At 53.3% G+C, this 20,780-nt stretch carries 9 protein-coding genes, 1 tRNA gene and 1 pseudogene; 6 read left to right on the top strand and 5 right to left on the bottom strand.

The genetic code is table 11. The features are described 5' to 3' along the window. Positions 1 to 190 precede the first annotated feature (190 nt). The 4 genes and pseudogenes from NNO02_RS05605 to NNO02_RS23830 all read left to right on the top strand — a co-directional run. On the top strand, positions 191 to 1,828 hold the full coding sequence (locus tag NNO02_RS05605) for a ShlB/FhaC/HecB family hemolysin secretion/activation protein (protein WP_271454371.1): 1,638 nt from the start codon (positions 191 to 193) through the stop codon (positions 1,826 to 1,828). Between the two features lie 12 nt (positions 1,829 to 1,840). After that, positions 1,841 to 13,828: a hemagglutinin repeat-containing protein gene (locus NNO02_RS05600; protein ID WP_271454370.1), complete on the top strand. Its 11,988-nt coding sequence runs from the start codon at positions 1,841 to 1,843 to the stop codon at positions 13,826 to 13,828. Next, complete coding sequence (locus tag NNO02_RS05595) at positions 13,825 to 14,043, top strand: hypothetical protein (protein ID WP_137384099.1); 219 nt, start codon at positions 13,825 to 13,827, stop codon at positions 14,041 to 14,043. Before NNO02_RS05600 ends, NNO02_RS05595 begins: the two co-directional genes overlap by 4 nt. A gap of 5 nt (positions 14,044 to 14,048) precedes the next feature. Next, positions 14,049 to 14,221 (top strand): annotated as a pseudogene (locus tag NNO02_RS23830) (VENN motif pre-toxin domain-containing protein); the annotation flags it as partial. A 96-nt stretch (positions 14,222 to 14,317) separates the two neighbouring features. Here NNO02_RS23830 and NNO02_RS05590 read toward each other — a convergent pair. The 3 genes from NNO02_RS05590 to NNO02_RS05580 form a co-directional block, all read right to left on the bottom strand. Next, positions 14,318 to 14,394: transfer RNA gene (locus NNO02_RS05590), tRNA-Pro, on the bottom strand. A 75-nt stretch (positions 14,395 to 14,469) separates the two neighbouring features. Beyond that, positions 14,470 to 16,230 carry an LPS biosynthesis-modulating metalloenzyme YejM gene (gene yejM, locus NNO02_RS05585; RefSeq protein ID WP_271454369.1) on the bottom strand — a complete coding sequence of 587 codons (1,761 nt, stop codon included), beginning with the start codon at positions 16,228 to 16,230 and terminating at the stop codon, positions 14,470 to 14,472. A gap of 31 nt (positions 16,231 to 16,261) precedes the next feature. Continuing rightward, positions 16,262 to 16,489: a YejL family protein gene (locus NNO02_RS05580; protein WP_003027506.1), complete on the bottom strand. Its 228-nt coding sequence runs from the start codon at positions 16,487 to 16,489 to the stop codon at positions 16,262 to 16,264. A gap of 134 nt (positions 16,490 to 16,623) precedes the next feature. Between NNO02_RS05580 and yejK the strand changes: the two genes are divergently transcribed. Further along, positions 16,624 to 17,631 carry a nucleoid-associated protein YejK gene (yejK, locus tag NNO02_RS05575; RefSeq protein ID WP_005129293.1) on the top strand — a complete coding sequence of 336 codons (1,008 nt, stop codon included), beginning with the start codon at positions 16,624 to 16,626 and terminating at the stop codon, positions 17,629 to 17,631. Between the two features lie 119 nt (positions 17,632 to 17,750). Here the strand turns inward: yejK and rplY are convergent, their stop codons facing one another. Together rplY and NNO02_RS05565 are read right to left on the bottom strand one after the other, a co-directional pair. After that, complete coding sequence (rplY, locus tag NNO02_RS05570; RefSeq protein ID WP_137384097.1) at positions 17,751 to 18,035, bottom strand: 50S ribosomal protein L25; 285 nt, start codon at positions 18,033 to 18,035, stop codon at positions 17,751 to 17,753. A 124-nt stretch (positions 18,036 to 18,159) separates the two neighbouring features. Beyond that, a complete protein-coding gene (locus tag NNO02_RS05565; protein WP_271454368.1) occupies positions 18,160 to 19,920 on the bottom strand; it encodes a DEAD/DEAH box helicase in 1,761 nt (586 codons plus the stop codon). 151 nt (positions 19,921 to 20,071) lie between these two features. Here NNO02_RS05565 and rsuA point away from each other — a divergent pair, with 151 nt between their 5' ends. Next, complete coding sequence (gene rsuA / locus NNO02_RS05560) at positions 20,072 to 20,779, top strand: 16S rRNA pseudouridine(516) synthase RsuA (protein WP_137384095.1); 708 nt, start codon at positions 20,072 to 20,074, stop codon at positions 20,777 to 20,779. The last annotated feature ends 1 nt before the right edge of the window (position 20,780 follow it).

Here is a 20,780-nt window from a genome sequence, read left to right as displayed (position 1 = left end):
GCGTAATTTAACTTAAGAATATAAAAAATCCTAAAATGCAATAGGAATAAAGTGAAAGAGCATTTATTGCCTTTACTTTTGTTTGCATTTTGTGCTTTTTTGGCAAGAGGCGCACAGCTAAGTTCGGTTTCGTACTTTGGGGGATAGAGTGAAGTTCAGGGATGAAAGAAAGCTGGCATTACTGATTGGGATGTTAGTTTTGCCGTTCACAACGGTTTCTGCCGCACCACTCTCTCCTGCGGATCGTAATACCATTCAGCAGCAACAACAGCAGCTACTTAATGAAAACCAGCGCCAGCGTGAAGAGCTGGAGCGTAGCGTTACGCTGCCCGAAACCATCATGTCGAAAACGCCAGCCCGGACTGAAGGGCCGTGTTTTATGATTTCGCGCATTGATATTGACGGCGCAACGACGTTGTCCGCCGCTGCCTCGGCAAAGCTTACCGCACCGTGGGTGAATCAATGCCTGGATATTCCTCGCCTGACGGAACTGACAAATGCAATTTCCGACTGGTATATCAGCCGAGGTTACATCACCAGTCGTGCCTTTTTAACCGAACAGGATCTCTCCTCTGGGGTGCTGCACATTGCGGTGCTTGAGGGAAAATTGCAGCAAATACGTCTGGAAGGTGTCCCATCGCGCACGCTGAAAATGATCTTTCCGGGGCTGGAAGGAAAGATTCTCAATCTGCGTGACATTGAACAGGGTATGGAGCAGTTGAACCGGATTCGCCAGACGCCGGTGGAAATTGAAATTTTGCCGGGCAGCCAGCAGGGGTTATCAATAGTTAATCTGAGCGCCACGCCTGAATTCCCCGTTAACGGCTCCGTCAGTTTTGATAACAGCGGACAAAAGAGTACCGGTACCGGACAACTGAGCGGGGCATTATTTTTCAATAATATGCTTGGGCTGGCGGATAAATGGTTTATCAGCGGCGGGCGTAGCAGCGATTTTTCCAGCAGTAAAGATGCGCAGAACGTTGCTGCTGGCGTGAGTGTTCCTTACGGCTACGGATTGCTGGATTACAGCTACAGCTGGAGTAACTACCTCAGCACCATTGATAACAATGGCTATTTCTGGCGCTCCACCGGTGACAGCGAAACCCATCGTCTGACCGGCTCCTGGGTTTTGTTTCGCAACGGTGATATCAAAACCGCAGCATCGCTGGGTCTCACGCATCGAATCAATCGTAACAGATTGAATGATGTCCTGCTGGAAACCAGTAGCCGCAAGCTTTCCAGCGTTTCGCTGGGTATCAACCATACGCAAAAAATTGCTTCCGGCGTTGCGACGTTTAACCCCTCATTCACCCAGGGCGTGCCGTGGTTTGGCGCAGAGGATGACAATGATAAACAGGGTGATGTGCCAAAGGCAGAATTTCGCAAGTGGAGCGTCAGCGGCAGTTTTCAGCGCCCGCTGACAGAAAGACTGTGGTGGCTGAGCAGCCTCTATTTTCAATGGTCACCGGACCGCCTTTACGGCAGCGAACGCCTGACGCTGGGCGGTGAAACATCGGTACGTGGCTATAAAGAACAATACATTTCAGGAGATAACGGCGGCTACTGGCGCAACGAAGTGAATTATTCGCTGTTTACGCTGCCGGTGTTGGGACAGATTGGCGCGATAGCGGCATTCGACGGCGGCTGGCTGAAACAAGATAGCGTTGACAGGTATGCTTCCGGCACGTTGTGGGGGGCCGCGCTGGGATTAACCAGCTCAGGGCGCTGGTTCTCCAGTCAGTTTACCGTAGGAACGCCAGTGAATTATCCGGACTGGCTGGCACCGGATCATCTCAATTTGTATTACCGCGTTGCGGTGGCATTTTAAGGAACAAGGACGATGAAAAAGGATCAGGTGCGTTTCTCCCAGCGTTTGCTAAGTGGCATATTGAGTTTCCTGCTGGCTACCCAACCGCTGCTCCCGGCGATGGCTGCCGCCATCACGCCTGAAGGCAATACGCAGTTGGATAAAGCCGCCAATGGTGTTCCGGTGGTGAATATTGCCACGCCGAACCAGTCTGGGATTTCACACAACAAATATAACGACTACAACGTGGGAAAAGAGGGGCTGATCCTCAACAACGCGACCGGGCAATTTACCCAAACCCAGCTCGGCGGCATCGTCCAGAATAACCCGAACCTGCGTCCCGGAAAGGAAGCGTCAGGGATCATCAACGAAGTTACCGGCGCTAACCGTTCGCAGCTACAGGGCTATACCGAAGTCGCGGGGAAAGCCGCCAACGTCATGGTCGCCAACCCCTACGGCATTACCTGTAACGGGTGCGGATTTATCAACACGCCTAACGCCACCCTGACTACCGGTAAACCGGTGCTGGATGCTAACGGTAACCTGCAGTCACTGGATGTGAGCAAAGGCAGCATTACCATTGAAGGCAAAGGGCTGGATGGAAGCCAGAGCGATGCGGTGTCAATTATTGCCCGCGCCACGGAAATTAACGCTGCGCTACACGCCAAAGATTTGAATGTGATCGCTGGGGCGAATCGCGTCGCGGCGAATGGTCAGACGAGCCCGCTGAATGGCGAAGGAGAAGCACCGAAAATCGCGGTAGACACCGGCGCATTAGGTGGGATGTACGCTAACCGTATTCATCTGGTCTCCAGCGAGAAAGGGCTGGGGGTCAATCTCGGGAATCTGAATGCCCGTCAGGGTGATATCACCCTCAATGCTAACGGGAAATTAACGATCGGCAACAGTCTGGCAAACGGTGGTCTTTCCGCCAGTGGCGAAGGCGTCACGTTGACCGGCAACCATAAGACCGCAAGCGGGATGGCCATCAACAGCACCGGGGCGTTAGCGCTACAGGGTGCAAATCTCTCCAGTGGTGCAGGCGTGAGGTTGGGTAGCGATGGCAAGATGACGATCGAGGGTGGCGGGGTTGCCGCAGCTGGCGAGTTGCAGGTGGCGGCTAAACAGGATGTCGCCATTGCCGCAACCACTCTGGTTAGCCAGAAAAACACCTCATTGCACAGTGACGGCTCGCTGACAGTCACCGACGGCAGCCTGACCAGTAAAGAAAAACTGGATGTTGCGGGTACTAATGGGCTGACGCTGACCCGCTCCACGCTAGGGAGTGATGCTGATGTTAGCCTTAACAGTCACGGTAATCTGTCGGCTAAAGGGGGATTGCTCTCTGCAGGTAACGGACTCACGCTGAAGGCGCAGCGCATAGCGCTGGATAACGCCAGTCGGGCCGATGCGAAAGGAGCATTAAGCCTGGCCGGTAGCGAAATGAACAATCAGGGACAGGTCAATGCGGGAGGCGCATTGTCTCTTTCCGGTGACCACCTCGTGAATGGTGGTCAACTGGCGGCAAACGGCAGTCTTGATGCTTCCGCCAGCAGTCTTAGCAACACAGGTCTGATGCAGGGTAACAGCGTATCGGTCCATAGCGGGGCGCTGGATAATAGGGGCACGCTGGCGAGCGGTGGCCTGCTTTCAGTACAGACAACAACGCTGAACCAACAGGGGATCCTGAGCGCGAAAAACGATGCGGATATCCGGGCGGATGCCACGCTGCTAAACGGTGGAAAGTTGCTCTCTGATGGCACTCTAACGGTGCAGGCCGCGTCAGTTGAACAATATGGCGTCCTCTCTGGCAACCGGGGGGTGACAGTCAATGCTGAAAACCTCACCGCCGCGAAAGATTCGCTGATCGCCGGACAACAGAGCATACAGTTAAACGCTGCGCAAAACCTGCACCTGAACGGTCAGGTTAATGCCGCTGGTGCGCTTAACGTGGGCGCAAAGCAGCTGACTACTGGCAAGGACGGTCATCTGCAGAGCGGTCTGGACCTTGCGATTACCGGCAACAGCGTCACGCTGGACGGTGTACAGGCGGCAAAAGGTTCGCTGGACGTAACGGCGGACAGGATCAGTCATGGCGGGAAATCTACCGGGACACGCGTTGGTTTCAGCGCGCAGCAGTCAGTTGATAACCAGGGCGAACTGTTGGCAGACACCCTGACGCTCAGCGCGTCGACGCTGACCCATAGCGGCAGCGCCAGTGCTGAACGCATCTCGATTATTGCACCTGAAATGCTGACCAGCAGCGGCTCTCTGGTAGCCGACACGTTAACTCTCCACAGTCAGCATGTTGTGAACAGCGGCCTGATGCAGGGCAACGCGGCAATGGACCTGCAGATTGATACGTTAGATAACCTTAGCGGCGGCTCGCTCTATGCCCGGCGTTCTCTGGCGCTGGATATACCGTATCTGACCAACCATGGGCTGATTACCACCGACGGTTCATTGCACCTCAATGGTCGTCAGTTAGTTAACGGCGGAGAAATTAACGGCGTTAATCTGCAAAGTGAATATGCGACGGTAAAAAACGAAACCGCGGGGCGCCTGCTGGCGGACACGTCATTATCTGTGAACGGACAGCAGACAGATAACCTCGGACTCATGGCCGCCGATACGCTCGTGCTGAACAGTCAGGACGTGAATAACGACGGCAATGTGCTGTCGGTGGGGGAATTGAGCCTGAAGAATCAGACCCTGCACAACACCGGCTTGCTGCAGGGCGGCACGCTGAATCTGGAAGCAAATACGTGGCAAAACAGCGGTAATGCGTTAGGTGAAACCGGGGTAACGGCGACAATACACGACGCGTTCACTAACCAGGGAAAGGTACTTAGTCAACAAGGTATGACCGTGCATGCCGCCAGTGCGAATAACAGCGGAATGCTGGCGGCGAAGGTGCTGGCATTACACGGCGATCTCAGCAACAGTGGGATCCTGCAGGGGAATCAGGCGCTCGCCTGGGATGGCAATCGCTTCACTAACCTTGCAGGTGGGCAGGTAACCAGCGGTGAAGATCTACAGCTTAGCGGAAAGCGTATCGATAACGATGGCCAACTGGAGGCCCGTACGGCGGCGATTACGCTGGACATCCTGCGGAACGGCGGCAGCATTCAGGCACTGGATAGCCTGAAAATTAAGGCTAGCGGGCGACTGGATAACCAGGGATCGCTGCGCAGTCTGAATCTGTTCGAACTGGCTGCAGCGCAGTTGTTTAACGACAAAACGATTGCAGCAAAATCCCTTAGCATTTCCGCGCCGGAGCTTACGAATAACGGCACTGTGCAGGGTAATTCGGTGCTACAGCTCACCACCCGCAATCTGTTTAATGGTCAGCAGGGACAACTGGTTAGCGGCGCGGGGCTGGATTTAGGCCTCGATACGCTGGAAAACCACGGTCTGCTGCTGACGAATACCGACTTCACGCTGCGCGGCAACACATTAATTAACGCCGGTGATATTCAGGCCGATTCCCTGGACCTGGCGCTGGCAAACTCGGTTGAAAACCAGGGTAACCTGGTGGCGAAGCAGGGGGCGTCGATAAACACCGCCTCTCTGGATAACCGCGGTACGCTGGCGGCGAAAAGTGTCACTCTGGATGGAAAATCCATCCGTAACAGCGGTCTGGTTCAGGGTAATGACAGTACCTCGGTTTCTGCGAATACCTTCACCACGGATGCCACAGGTAAATGGCTGGCCGGTAATGCGCTGTTGGTGCATACCGGTGTGATGGAAAACGCCGGCGTACTGCAGGGCGATGTCCTGACATTCACTGCCGACTCGCTGAATAACAGCGGCGTGCTTAACGGTTTACATGGCCTGGAAGGCAAGCTATCCGGGCGACTTATCAACCCCGGACACATTCAAAGTGGCGGCGCACTGACGCTGACGGCTGATGATATCAACAGCGCCGGGCGTATTGCCGGTGACAGGCTGACACTTGCAGCCTCGACGTTAAACAATACCGGTCTGTGGCAGGGGACAAACGGACTTGCCCTGTCTGGTGAGGTACTTACGACGGGCATAGCGTCCCGTACGCTGAGCGGCGGCGCGTTGACCTTTGATGCCAGCAGTATAACGACGCAAGGAACGCTGCAGGGGCAGCAACTTACGCTGACCGCTGATGACTGGCTGCACAAAGGCTCGCTGATAAGCCTGGGTAATCTGACGGCGACTGTAAACAACGGCCTTACCACGTCAGGCGATGTGATGAGTCATGGCGGAATGTCACTGACCGCGCAGCAGCTTGATAACAGCGGAAAGCTGCTCAGCGAAAGCGACGTAACGCTCGACGGCGCACAGCTTGATAACAGCGGCACGGTACAGGGAAATACCCTGACCCTGCAGCAAAACCGGATCCACAATCAGGGCACGCTGACCGGCCTGCAAAGCCTGACGCTGGAAGCACGTCAGCGTCTGATGGCGCGCATGGCGATGGCTTCACCGCAACAGGAATTGATTAACGCAGCAGGTAGTTCACTACTGACGCAGGGTACGCTGAAACTCACTTCTGGCGATGTGACGAATAATGGCACATGGCAGGGGCAGTCGATTCTGCTCAATGCACAAACGCTGACAAACAATGGGGCAATACACAGCGCCGACGCCCTGCAGCTTACGCTCGCGAATAACCTGACTTCCACAGCGGGCAGCAAAATTACCGCGCTGGGTAACGCGACGCTACAGGCGCTTTCTCTGACTAACTCCGGGCAATGGACGGCGAAAAATCTTACGCTGAAGGGGACAACCCTCGATAACAGTGCGGCAATTAGCGGCGTAAATGCGCTCACGCTTGCCATGAACGGCGCGGTCAGGCAGCAGAAAGCGGGCAGTATGCTGAGCGGCGGCGCGTTGGATCTGACTGCGGCGTCAGTCACCAACGAGGGCAAAATTCAGGGTGCGACGCTGGGCATGACGTCCGGCACATTGACCAACAGCGGACGCCTACAAGGGGATAATGGCGCAACGCTGTCGCTGAGCGGCGATTTGATAAACCAGGCTTCCGGGGAGATTGTCAGCCGTCAGGGGCTGACGCTTTCTACGCCAGTGCTGTCCAACTACGGTTTAATGCAGGGCGGTGGAGAGACCCATCTTAACACCACAACTCGCGCGCTCAATGACGGTAAACTGCTTTCCGGCGCGGGAATGACGCTGACCACGCCGCAGTATTCCGGCGCAGGCTGGTTACAGGCGACAAACCTCATTCTGAATGCGGCAACGGCCACCAATGGCGGGAACTGGCTGGCCGACAGCGCCACGCTTACCGGTAACAATTTTACCAACCAGGGAACGACACAGGCCGGTCAACTGGCAGTGAAATACACGCAGGTGACGAATAACGGTACGCTGTTGGGCAACTCGCAACTGAGTGTTAATGCCAGTCAGGTTAATCAGAATGCGGCAGGCAAACTGTTCAGCGGTGGCGATCTGACTGTTGAAAGCCACGGGCTGGATGCGTTGGGGCAGGTGGTTGCGCTGGGTAATCTGACGCTGAAACTGGTGAATGGCTTTACTGCGCAAAGCGCGTTTGCCGCGGGTAAAACGCTGACCATGACCAGCGAAGGTGCTATTGACAACCGTAGCGTGCTTCAAGGGCAGTCGCTCAACCTGACGGCGGGCGGGCAGCTCAGCAATAACGGGCAAATCACAACGGGCAATGGTGCGAGCCACCTCAGCGGCAGCAACGTGGCGCTCAATGCCGCCGGAACGTTACAGGGCGGTGGCGATATTACGCTGACCAGTCACGGTAATATTTCAGTCGATGGTTTCACCGGCACGCGTGGTTCTCTGACGCTCAATGCGGCTGGCGCTATCGTTAATACGGCGCTGTTGTACGCGGCAAATAATCTGGCGCTTTATGCCAACACCATTACCAACCAGCGCGGCGATATCCTCGCAGGCAACAATCTGTGGATGCAGCGAGATGCGGCGGGAAATGCCAACAGCGAAGTGGTCAACACCTCCGGCAATATCGAAACCCAGAATGGTGATATCACCATCAAAACCGGGCATCTGCTAAACCAGCAGGATGGGTTGACTTTCAGTCAGAGAAAACAGGAATTTTCTAATGCATTACCTTCGGGACCATTTTTATTTCCAATCACGATTGGTGATGGTAAGAAAAAGCCGGATGTTGCGCTTAGTCTGCAGGAATGGCTGAAATCACCTGAAAATATTATCTGGAGCTATTGGGGAGAAAGTTGTGCCGGAAATAGTCAGATCTGCCACGATAGCTATAAGTATCTTTTAGTTGGGAATGATATTCGTCGTTTTATATTAAGTGAATCAATAGTTGAAGCGAATGCTACGGGGGATGCCGCACGTATTGCCTCAGGTAGGGATATTGTTATCAACGCTACAATAATGGATAACCGTGCAAGCCATATTCTTTCGGACAGAGAGGCAATACTGAGAGGAGATTCGTTGAATAATCTTTCTGCCGAAGCCGGGCATGAAATCGTTTATCAAGAGGCTGAATACCGGTGTGAGTGGTTCTCTGATAATTGCAATTTAACCCCTGAGAGACTTAAGGGCTATCCCAGATACGGTAAATGGTATCAGTCCACTGATACTTACGGAGGACTGGTTATACCCAATAAAGATGGCTTCGAATACATAGGGGTTCCGTATGTTTTAGGGGAAATTAAAAAGGAGTTTACAGCTGATAGTGAGTCATACCGCTCAGTGATTAGTGCGGGTGGGAATATTACAGCGAATTTCACTAATGACATTAGTAATACCAGCATCACGGCGAACAGTGGAGTTGGCACCACTATTTCTGTGCCAACCCTCAACACCCTCAGCAACCAAACCCTCAGTAAAGGGGTGCAAAAGCAGGCGCTGGCAGGCAATGACACGGTGAGCGTCAGTTCCCCACCGTGGAACGATCGACTGCATGACGCATTGCAGCAGATTAACGGCGGCGGCACACTGGAAAGCGGTGGCGTATCAGACGCCACGCTCAGCTCTGTTTCTACCACGCAGAAAGGTGATGCCAGCCTCGGCCAACTGAATGGCCTGATTAACCCAGGCGAGAAGGGCGTGAATACCGCCGGGCAAAATCAGGGCAAAACGGTGGATACCAGCGTGTATCCGTTGCCTTCCGGAAAGAACGGCTATTTCGTCGTCTCCGACGATCCGAAAAGCCCGTACCTGATCAACGTCAACCCGAAACTGAATGGCCTTGGTCAACTCGATCCCAGTCTGTTTGGTGATTTGAATGCCATGCTGGGTATCAAACCGGGCGAAGCGCCGCGTGAAACTAACGTTGCGTATACCGATCAAAACCAGTTTCTGGGATCGGCCTATATGCTCGATCGTCTCAAACTGAACCCGGAATATGACTACCGTTTCCTCGGTGATGCGGCGTTCGATACCCGCTATGTCAGTAACGCCATGCTGAATAAGACGGGAAGTCGTTACATCAACGGTATAGGTTCTGATCTTGACCAGATGCGTTATCTGATGGACAGCGCTGCCAGTACCCAGCAGTCGCTGGGGCTGAAATTTGGGGTGGCCCTGACGGCCGATCAGATAGCGAACCTTGAGCACAGCATGCTGTGGTGGGAAGCCGCGACCGTCAACGGTGAGACGGTCATGATACCGAAGCTATATCTCTCGCCAAAAGATATCACGGTGAACAACGGTAGCGTCATTGCCGGGAATAATGTTCAGCTTACCAGCGGGAATATCACCAACGCTGGCAGTACGCTGCTGGCGAGAAACGATCTCACTCTCGACAGTCAGAACAGCATCAACAACCTTAACAATAGTCTGATGCAGGCCGGGGGCAACCTTGCGCTGAGTGCGATTGGCGATATCAATAACGTCAGCTCCGCCATTAGCGGAAAAACGGTGACGCTGGAAAGTCTGGGCGGCGACATCAATAACCTGACGCTGGCGGAACAGATTGATGTGAGTGCCAGGGATAAATACCGCAATGTGAGCTTTAAAGATACGCTGCTGGGGTCTGTGGCATCCATTACCGCACAGGACGGATTGTCGCTCTCGGCAGGCAAGGATATCACCGTCACTGGCGCGAATCTCTCTGCGGGTGGCTCATTGCTGATGGATGCGTGGGGAGATATTGCGGTAAATGCCAACCAGATTAACGATGCCCGGAGCCACTCTGGACGCTGGATAACAGAGACGGGGCGTTCGTCAGTGGACTGGCAGGGTAGCACCATCAACGCGGGCGGTAACCTCGGTATCAATGCCGGGAATAACCTCAACGTCACCGCCAGCAATGTTAACGCGGGAGGGAATGCTAAGCTTACAGCGGGTAACGATCTCAATCTGAATGCGGCCACCACTCAGCAGAATAGCCGTAACGGCGGCAGTGAATCGCACAGCATCGGGCTTTCCCGTACCACCGTCTCAGCGGGTGACAATCTGGTGTTGAAAGCGGGTCAGGATATTAATTCCCACGCGGCCGGGCTGGCAGCGGAAAATGATGTGGGTCTGCTGGCCGGGCGTGATGTCAACCTGCTGGCTGAAGCAACGACCGACGGCGACAGCTATCGTGCGAAGAAGAAAACCGTGGTCAATGACGCCGTACGCCAGCAGGGGACGGAAATTGCCAGCGGTGGCGACACGGTCATTATCGCCGGGCGCGATGTGAGTGCGCAGGCAGCGGATGTTACGGCGCAGGGCGATATCGGCGTCACGGCAGGCCGGGATGTGAATCTCACGACCGCCACAGAGAGCGATTATCACTACCAGGAAACCACGAAAACCAAAAAAGGATTCCTCAGTAAAAAGACTACCCATACGATTGAAGAAGACAGCGCTACGCGGGAAAAAGGTGCGCTGCTGAGCGGGGACAATGTGACTGTCGCCGCCGGGAATAACATTCTGGTACAGGGTTCAGCCGTTGCCGGTGACGGCAATGTGGCGCTGGGGGCTGACAACAATGTGGATATCGTTGCCGCCACCAATACGGATACCTCATGGCGCTTTAAAGAGACGAAAAAGAGCGGGCTGATGGGGTCGGGCGGGATCGGCTTCACCATCGGTAGCAGTAAAACGACGCACGATCTGCGCGAAAAAGGCACCACTCAAAGCGAGAGCTTCAGTACGGTCGGTTCTACGGGGGGCAACGTCAGTATCACCGCAGGCCAGCAGGCACATATCGGCGGCGCGGATATCATCGCCCAGAAAGATATTGCTGTTCGCGGCGATAGTGTACTTATTGAACCGGGACACGACAAACGCACCCGTGATGAGAAGTTTGAGCAGAAAACCAGCGGACTGACGGTGGCGTTGTCAGGGGCTGTGGGCAGTGCGGTGAACAGCGCGGTTTCAGCAGCGCAGGATGCGAAAGATGAGAGTGACGATCGTCTTGCGGCTCTGAAGGCAACGAAAGCGGCGCTTTCCGGCGTGCAGGCTGCGCAGGGGGTTGCAGTTGCTCAGGCCGGTGGCGATCCGAATAACGGTATAGGCGTCAGCATTTCTCTGACTTCCCAGAAATCAAAGTCTGAGCAGCATGCCCGGAGTGATACTGTGGCAGGCAGCACCCTGAATGCAGGCAACAATCTGGCTATTACGGCGACGGGTAAAGGTCAGAGCGGGAACAGCGGCGATATTCTGATCGGCGGCAGCCAGATAAAGGCGGGTGGGGACACCACGCTTGCAGCAGCGAATGATATCGTACTGAGCGGTGCGGCAAACACTCAACAGACAACCGGGAAAAATAGCAGCAGCGGCGGCGGTGTAGGGGTCAGCATTGGCGGAGGAACCAATGGCTATGGTATCAGCGTCTTCGCCAACGTGAATGCGGCAAAAGGACATGAGAAGGGTAACGGCACGGCGTGGACGGAGACCACACTGGACAGCGGTGGCATTGTATCGATGACCAGTGGTCGCGATGCCCTTCTGAATGGCGCGCAGGTCAGCGGCGATAAAGTGGTCGCGGATATTGGTCGCGACCTGTGGATGAGCAGCCAGCAGGACAGCAACGACTACAAATCGAAGCAGAACAGCGTAGCGGCAGGCGGCAGTTTTACCTTCGGTAGCATGACCGGTTCGGGCTATATCAGCGCCAGCCAGGACAAGATGAAAAGCACTTATGACTCGGTTCAGGAGCAGACAGGGCTTTTTGCGGGCGATGGCGGATTTGATGTGGCGGTGGGACGTCACACGCAACTGGACGGTGCGGTAATCGCTTCGACGGCAACGGGGGACAAAAACAGCCTGGATACCGGAACGCTGGGGTTCAGGGACATTCATAACGAAGCGGACTTTAAGGTCAGTCATTCAGGCGTCAGCCTGAGCGGGGGCGGTTCTTTTGGCGGTGACACGTTCAAAGGCAATATGCCGGGTGGAATGATTTCAGCGGGTGGCAACAGCGGGCATGCGGAAGGAACTACGCAGGCGGCGGTAGCGGAAGGAACAATTACGGTTCGTGATACAGCGAACCAGCAGCAGGATATATCCGGTCTGAGCCGTGATACGGAACATGCGAACGACAGCATCAGTCCGATTTTTGACAAAGAGAAAGAGCAGAAGCGGCTGCAGACGGTAAGTCTCATCAGTGATATTGGCGGTCAGGCAGCGGATATTGCCAGAACACAGGGAGAGATAAATGCGCTGAAAGAGGCGCGCAGGGACAATCCGAATCTGCCTGCGGATAAGCTGAAAGATACGCCGAAGTATAAGGAAGAACTGGCGAAGTATGGCACGGGCAGCGATATTCAGCGGGGGATTCAGGCGGCAACGGCGGCGCTTCAGGGGCTGGCTGGTGGTGATATGGGGGCCGCGCTGGCGGGGGCGTCAGCACCGGAGCTAGCGCATCTGCTTAAATCGACAGAGGGCAATAGTGCGGTAAATGTTATTGCCCACGCGATACTGGGTGGCGCAGTGGCGGCGATGCAGGGAAACAGCGCGGCAGCGGGCGCAGCGGGTGCGGCAACGGGTGAACTTGCGGCCCGGGCGATTGCAGGTATGCTGTATCCTGATGTGACTGACCTGTCGCAACTGAGTGAGGATCAGAAGCAGACCATCAGCACGCTGGCAACGATATCAGCAGGGATGGCCGGTGGTCTGTCGGGTGACAGTACGGCGTCGGCGGCTGCCGGGGCGCAGGCCGGGAAAAATGCGGTTGAGAATAACTATCTGAGCTACGACGAGGCTCATGCTTTTGACAGAGAAATGACTGCCTGTCGTAAAGCCGGTCGTGAATGCGGAGATATTCAGAACAAGTATGCTGTAATTAGTGCTGATAACCGGCTGAAATTGCATATTGATGTGGCTGCCGCCCCTCTGACGGCGCTGTCCGGGGAAGATAAATGGAATATTGAGGGCGGACTCAGCGCGGCAGGTCGGCCTGGCTGGCTGTATGGTTCGCTGGAAAACCCGGATGTGAAGGACTACGTCATTGAAGGTAACCGCTACGACTTAAACTATCTGAATAGCAATACGTCACAGGGTGATAGAGCTCTGGCTTTCTTCGGTGAGCCAGAAAATTATTGGGGTACGGTTGCCGGAGCGGGTTCGTTGTTAACGTCATCAGCCACGCTGACGGAAAAATTTGTTAGTGCCGGGCTGAGTTACGGAGCTAATGGGGCTGTCCAGGTTGCAACCGGCAATACCGGTGAGAAGTTCGATTACCTCAGTTTCATGATGTCAGGCTTAACTGGTGTAGGTACGGCCGGGAAAGGATATTACGCTAACCAGTTGTTAGGTGCCGGTAGCGCTTACATGAGCAGTCAGATTGAAGGCCAGGACAGTACCGCATCAGTAGTGGGCAGTATGGCCGGTACAGGTTTTGGCTATAATATTGGTGCTTCAATTACTAATAAGTTTGAATCACAGTATATAAAAAATCAGCTAGGAATGGATGCCAGTAAGTATTCACTGAAATATTCGGAAAAGTCTATCGGATACGGTATATATCAGGGCGGTCAAATGAGCCCATACCCTGGTATACTGGGTGGTTTTGGTGGTTCTGTAATCTCAGAATGGACTGGCAATGTGACGCAAAAAGAAGCTAATGGAGAGAGTAAATGAAACATCCTCTATTAGAACTTATTAAGTTGGTGTTTATACTGGCAGTTACGTTCTCTATTGGAATGGTTGCTAGTACCTGGCTGATCAGTAAAGGAGAGGTTCCCTTTTCGGAATATATCTTAGCTGGAAAAATTGGTGCAATTGTTGGTGTATGGGGAGGGGCAGGAGTTTGGCTACTGCTCTATTTACAAGTACTAAAATATAATCGTAAGTAGTTGTTGTTGAGAATAATTTTCTTTGTGCAACATCTTCAGACAAACTTGATAAGGCCGTTGAGAAAATTAAGAACGGTGATAAGTCATTAGCAACTGCTAATGACTTATCAAGCTGGAGAATGCCGATAAACGTAGCGATGCACTGGTCCCTAAATTCACCAAAGATCCTTCACAGATGCACCGGGGTTTTTCCCCGATAATTCCCCATTGCTTTCCCGTACAGAAAACAGGCATAAAAAAACCAACCACAAGGGTTGGTTTTTTTGGGAATTTTTGGTCGGCACGAGAGGATTTGAACCTCCGACCCCTGACACCCCATGACAGTGCGCTACCAGGCTGCGCTACGTGCCGACACTTATAGCTGCTAATACTACTGCTTTCCACCACGAATGCAAGAGGATGGACTGCTAACTGATTTATAATTAATCAGTTAGCGATAAATCGTTTCTCATCCGTCAGCACTTGCAGCAGCAAACTCAGCTGCGGTTTCTGATCTTTAATTTTCTCGCCGCGTAAATCATAGGTCTGGTAATTACCGTTGTTATTAAGCACCAGCGTCATCTCTGGTGTGGTAATGGCCATTGTGCTGCTGTCGGCCGCCGTGACCCAGTAATGGCGGCGTGTTGCATTAAACAAATCCTGTCCCTGTGAGTACTCGCTTGCTGGGGTACTGACGTGGAGCAGGCGCTGCATCAGTGTTGTCATCAGGTCAGTATGATCGGTCAGACTGTTAATGCGCTGCGCAGGTGTTCCCGGCCAGTGAATAACCAGAGGCACCTGTAGATGGCCACGCGACCAGGCGAAGTTATTCTCTTCCTGCGTCAGCGGCACGCCCCGGCCTGCGGTAATAATGACCACCGTATTGTTCAGTTTCCCGGAATCACGCAGTGCGCTGAGTATACGGTTGATGTTGGCATCCACATCTTGCGCCGCGCTGGCGTAGCGTTTGGCAAAATTCTTCTGGTTGCTGTCATCAAGGTTCGTTCCGTTAAAGGAAACCCATGAGAACCAACGGTTATCATCTTGCGCATAGCGACCCAGCCAGTTGATCCACTGGCTTGCAGTTTGTTCATCAGATTGCGTTTGCACGCTTGGCATCGAAAAGTCGGACAGCAATGCCTGGCGATACAGTGGGCTAGTGAAGCCATCAGAGGAGAACAATCCTAACTGATAACCTTGTTGATTCAACGCAGAGATTAGCGCGGCAGGCGTTCGGGTCGACAAAATGCCGTCCATGTAGCTTGGAGATACGCCATAAAACAGGCCAAAAATCCCGTTGTCTGCGGTATTTCCCGAACTCATGTGACGCGTAAAGGAGATATTCTGCCCGGCAAATTCAGCCAGAGCAGGCATCTGCTGTTCAAAGCGCGAGTAATTCAGACCGTCAACGGTGATCAGCAGGACATTCTGACCCGTTCCCATATCACGGTAACGCAGCTCACTGAGCGGATACTGGACTGAGACTGCTTCCGGATTACCCTGTTCAATCAGGCGGCGCTGATACTCTTGTGCATCCAATAGACCATGTTTTTCCAGAAACTTACGTGCGGTCATAGGATAGGAAAGTGGCAGGTTTGCACGTTGCATGGTAATCGGGCGATAGAAGTTGGCATCAGCCCAGATATACACCACATGTGAGGCGATAAATGAAACGAAAAAGAATGCTGCTAACGGTTTGGCAAAATGGCGGCGACGCGTCAGGCTGCGCAGTTTCTGCCAGCTCCAGGTCGCAAACAGCATTTCGATTAGCAGAATGATTGGCACGCTGATAAACATCAACTGCCAGTCTCGGGCCGCTTCATTCTGGTCAGGGTTAATGACCAGCTCCCAAACTATGGGGTTGAGATGCAGGTGGAAGCGTGTGAACACTTCGCTGTCAATCAACAACAGCGTCATACCTGCTGTCGCCAGAATGGCTGATAAGAATCGCATCAGCCTCTGGGACATGACGATGAACGTCAGAGGAAACAGGATTAGCAGATAGGTGGCAAACACCAGGAAGCTAAAATGCCCGACAACGCTCAGGTAAGAATAAACACGTCCTGCAAGCGTTGTCGGCCAGTCGGCGACAAACAGGTAACGGCTACCGAGTACCATGGCCAACAACATGTTGAACAGGGCAAACCAGTGCCCCCAGCTAACCATCTGGGAGACTTTCTCACGGTAGCGCTGATGATGAGTTACCATAAACTGTTGTTCGTTTCCCCGGAGCAGGCTCTTAGTGCGCTTGGTCGTCGTTTACCGAAGACTGCAATGCGCGTGCAAAAGAGTTCGCAATCGCCTGGCGCTGGGCCGGTGCGATGCTTGTATTGATAAGGTTAGTCACCATATTTCCCAAAACCATCAGGGAAAGATCGGTTGGTGCCTTATGTTTTTCCAGTACGTTGAGCATCTCATTCAGCAATTGTTCAACGTGTTCGTCACTATAGCGGGAAATTTGTGGCATAAATCGAAATCAGTCTGTTCATGAAAGGGCAACATATTACCGTAGAGACAGTTTTTTTTCTGCTTTTTTATCTTCTATTGCGTCACTGCCCGGCAGGTGGTTGAATACCGCCCGGTCTAAAAGGAGAGTTTATCATGAGTCTGGATATCAACCAGATTGCCCTGCACCAGCTTATCAAACGTGACGAGCAGAATCTTGAGCTGGTCTTGCGCGATTCATTACTGGAACCGACAGCGACGGTTGTCGAGATGATGGCTGAGTTGCACCGGGTGTATAGCGCCAAGAATAAAGCCTATGGCCTCTTTAGCGAAGAGAGCGAGCTGGCGCAAACGCTGCGCTTACAGCGCCAGGGTGAAGAGGATTTTCTGGCTTTTAGTCGTGCTGCGACGGGACGTCTGCGCGACGAACTGGCGAAATATCCTTTTGCCGACGGTGGTATCGTACTGTTCTGCCATTACCGCTATCTGGCGGTAGAGTATCTGCTGGTTGCCGTGCTGAACAATTTAAGCAGCATGCGCGTCAATGAAAATCTGGATATCAATCCGACACACTATCTGGATATCAATCATGCGGACATCGTCGCGCGTATTGATTTAACCGAGTGGGAAACCAACCCGGAGTCCACGCGCTACCTGACGTTCCTGAAAGGGCGGGTCGGGCGTAAAGTTGCCGATTTCTTTATGGATTTCCTCGGTGCCAGCGAAGGTCTGAATGCCAAAGCGCAAAACCGTGGCCTGCTGCAGGCCGTGGACGACTTTACCGCTGAGGCGCAGCTCGATAAAGCTGAGCGTCAGAACGTGCGCCAGCAGGTCTACAGTTACTGTAACGAGCAGTTGCAGGCAGGTGAAGAGATCGAACTGGAGTCGCTATCCAAAGAGCTTTCCGGCGTCAGTGAAGTCAGCTTTAGTGAGTTTACCGCGGATAAAGGGTATGAGCTGGAAGAAAGCTTCCCGGCAGATCGCAGTACGCTGCGTCAGTTAACGAAATTTGCCGGAAGCGGCGGCGGATTGACGATTAACTTCGATGCCATGCTATTGGGCGAGCGTATTTTCTGGGACCCGGCGACAGACACGTTGACCATTAAAGGTACACCGCCGAATCTGCGTGACCAACTGCAGCGTCGCACATCAGGCGGGAAATAGAGCCATTTGCCGGATAAGCGAGTTAACGCCTATCCGGCCTGCGTGATTCCTCTTTACCGCCAACAAAATCCCATAAAAAAACCCCGCCAGGGCGGGGTTTTTCTTCAACTTGTTGGCGATTACGCGCGAACGAAGTCGATGTGAGACAGCTTCGGCTTGAACGGGTGACGCTGTACAGCCTGAGCTTTAACTTTAACTTCTTTACCGTCAACAACGAGGGTCAGAACTTCGCTGTAAAATTCAGCTTTAGCTTGCATGTTCATAACTGCATCGTGATCCAGTTCGATAGCAACCGGGGCTTCTGCGCCACCGTAGATGATTGCCGGGAACTTGTTAGCGGCACGCAGGCGGCGGCTCGCACCCTTACCCTGCTCTTTACGTACTTCAGCGTTGATAGTAAACATTTAAATCTCTCTTTAATAATTCCTGCTACAGGCGACCCAGCAACAGGTAAGTGATCTGCTTTGCGTATGCAAAAGCGGGCGAGATTCTATACTCAAACGGCGGGTACATCAATCAAAAGTACGATTAACCGCGTAATTCATGTGCCCGCCGGAAACGACCTTCATAGTCGAAGACCTTTTCACGTACCTGCCAGTACTGGCCTTTCATGCGTGCCACCACAAAATCAGGATGTCGCAGCAGGGCCTGTTGGGCGAGGATATCGGCGGCGGTTATCCAGCGTAAGGGCACGCCGGGGGTACGGGTATGTGGGCGAATAAACAGCTGTTCAAAGGCCGTTCGCTGCGCGGGCGTGTGTAAGCGAAAACGCTCGCTGACGTCGGCACCATCTTCATCGTAATAGGTGATTTTCAGCCATTCACCTTTTTCATCCTGGCCGTTTTGTAACACCATGCCGCTACAGCGCAGAACCAGTGCATCTTTGAGTCTGAGCGCGGCTTTCAGCATATCATCCGGATCGACCAGTACCGTATCGCACTCGCGACAGCGGCGAGCGGCAATATCATTTTCCGCATTACACTGCGGACAGTTTTTAAAACGAAAGCGGAAATCGCACTGCTCGCGATGACCGTCATCATCTTCAAACCATCCCTGGCAGCGACGGCCAAAGTGTTCGATCAGTGTGCCATCAGCGGTTGTTTTCCCCCAGAAAGTGTTAGCAAATCCGCAGGCAGGGCAGAATACCTGCACCGGAATGTTGTCACTTTTCCCTTTGGGCGCACCCACTTCCGGGGCGTACAGATCGTGCGGATTCCCGGCGTAATCAAGGATCAGACAGTCCGTTTTCCCCGGAGCCAGGCGCAACCCGCGTCCAACGATTTGTTGGTACAAGCTGACCGACTCGGTTGGGCGCAGGATGGCTATCAGATCAACATGTGGGGCGTCAAATCCGGTGGTTAAGACCGCAACGTTAACCAGATAGCGAAAGCGCTGTGATTTGAAGTCTTCGATTAATACATCACGTTCCGATCCCGGTGTCTCTCCGGTGATAAGCGCCGCATCATCAGCAGGGAGCAGGCTGACAATCTCTTTGGCGTGCTCAACGGTAGCGGCGAAAATCATTACCCCTTTGCGCGTCTGAGCAAACTCAATAATCTGACTGATGATATGCGGTGTTATTCGTTGTTGTTTTTTCAGCTCCCGATTAAGGTCTGCTTCACTGAACAGGCCATTACTCTGCGCCTGCAGGCGACTGAAATCATATTGTACGACCGGCATATCGAGGCGTTCCGGCGGCGTCAGATAACCGTGCTTTATCATGTAGCGCAGCGGCAATTCATAAATGCAGTCGCGAAATAACGCTTTTTCATCGCCGCGTACCATACCGTGATAATGGAAATGATAAATCCAGCCTTTGCCCAGGCGAAAAGGCGTGGCGGTGAGCCCGAGCAGGCGTAGATGAGGATTTACGTTTGTCAGGTGTGTCAGGATCTGTTGATACTGGCTCTCTTCATCATCACCAATGCGATGGCATTCATCGACGATGAGCAGGGAGAATTCTCCCTGGAAGGCGTCCAGATTACGTGCCACCGACTGAACGCTGCCAAAAACCACTTTCCCGTGGCTCTCTTTGCGCTTTAACCCGGCGGCAAAGATATCGGCTTCCAACCCCAGAGCGCAGTACTTGGCATGATTCTGCGCAACCAGCTCTTTGACATGTGCCAGCACCAATACGCGCCCACGCGCAACCCGCGCCAGTTCAGCAATCACCAGGCTTTTGCCTGCACCTGTGGGGAGGACGATAACTGCCGGCGTGCGGTGATGGCGAAAATGGTTGAGCGTGGCATCCACGGCTTCTTTTTGGTAAGGACGAAGAGTAAAAATCATGGGCTCACAATATGTAACAGTCTCGCGTATAGTATGCCACGAATCTTTTTCCCTTGAGGGAAGTTGTTAGCTCGTTATACTGAGCGGAAAACGGCTCCACTTTTCGGGCATAACGCCCGATTTCCGTATTGTTACAGGCAAAATCACACTCATGCGACTTGATAAATTTATCGCTCAGCAACTCGGCGTCAGCCGCGCTATTGCCGGGCGTGAGATCCGTGGTAACCGTGTTACCGTCGACGGCGAAATCGTCAGAAATAGCGCCTTTAAGCTGCTGCCAGAACATGACGTTGAATATGACGGCAATTCTCTGGTTCAACAGACGGGTCCACGCTATTTTATGCTGAATAAGCCTCAGGGCTATGTTTGCTCCACGGATGATCCGGATCACCCGACAGTTCTCTATTTTCTCGATGAACCTGTCGCGCACAAACTGCATGCGGCAGGACGTCTGGATATCGACACCACCGGACTGGTGTTAATGACCGACGACGGTCAGTGGTCGCATCGCATTACCTCTCCGCGTCACCATTGTGAGAAGACTTATCGGGTGACGCTGGAATCACCGGTGGCAGACGATACCGCTGAGCAGTTTGCCCGTGGTGTGCAATTGCATAACGAGAAAGATCTGACGAAGCCGGCTGTGCTGGAAGTGATCACGCCGACTCAGGTACGTTTGACCATCAGTGAAGGGCGCTATCATCAGGTTAAACGCATGTTTGCCGCTGTCGGGAATCACGTTGTGGAACTGCATCGTGAACGCATCGGTGCCATCAAGCTTGATGAGGATCTGGAGCCCGGTGAATACCGTCCATTGACCGAAGAAGAAATCGCCAGCGTTAACTTAACCCCGCGTTAAT

Origin of the sequence: Citrobacter sp. Awk 2, assembly GCF_028069815.1 — a bacterium.
Classification (GTDB): domain Bacteria; phylum Pseudomonadota; class Gammaproteobacteria; order Enterobacterales; family Enterobacteriaceae; genus Citrobacter.
The sequence above is the reverse complement of the archived record's forward strand: the minus strand, read 5'-3'. Positions and strand labels throughout refer to the sequence as shown.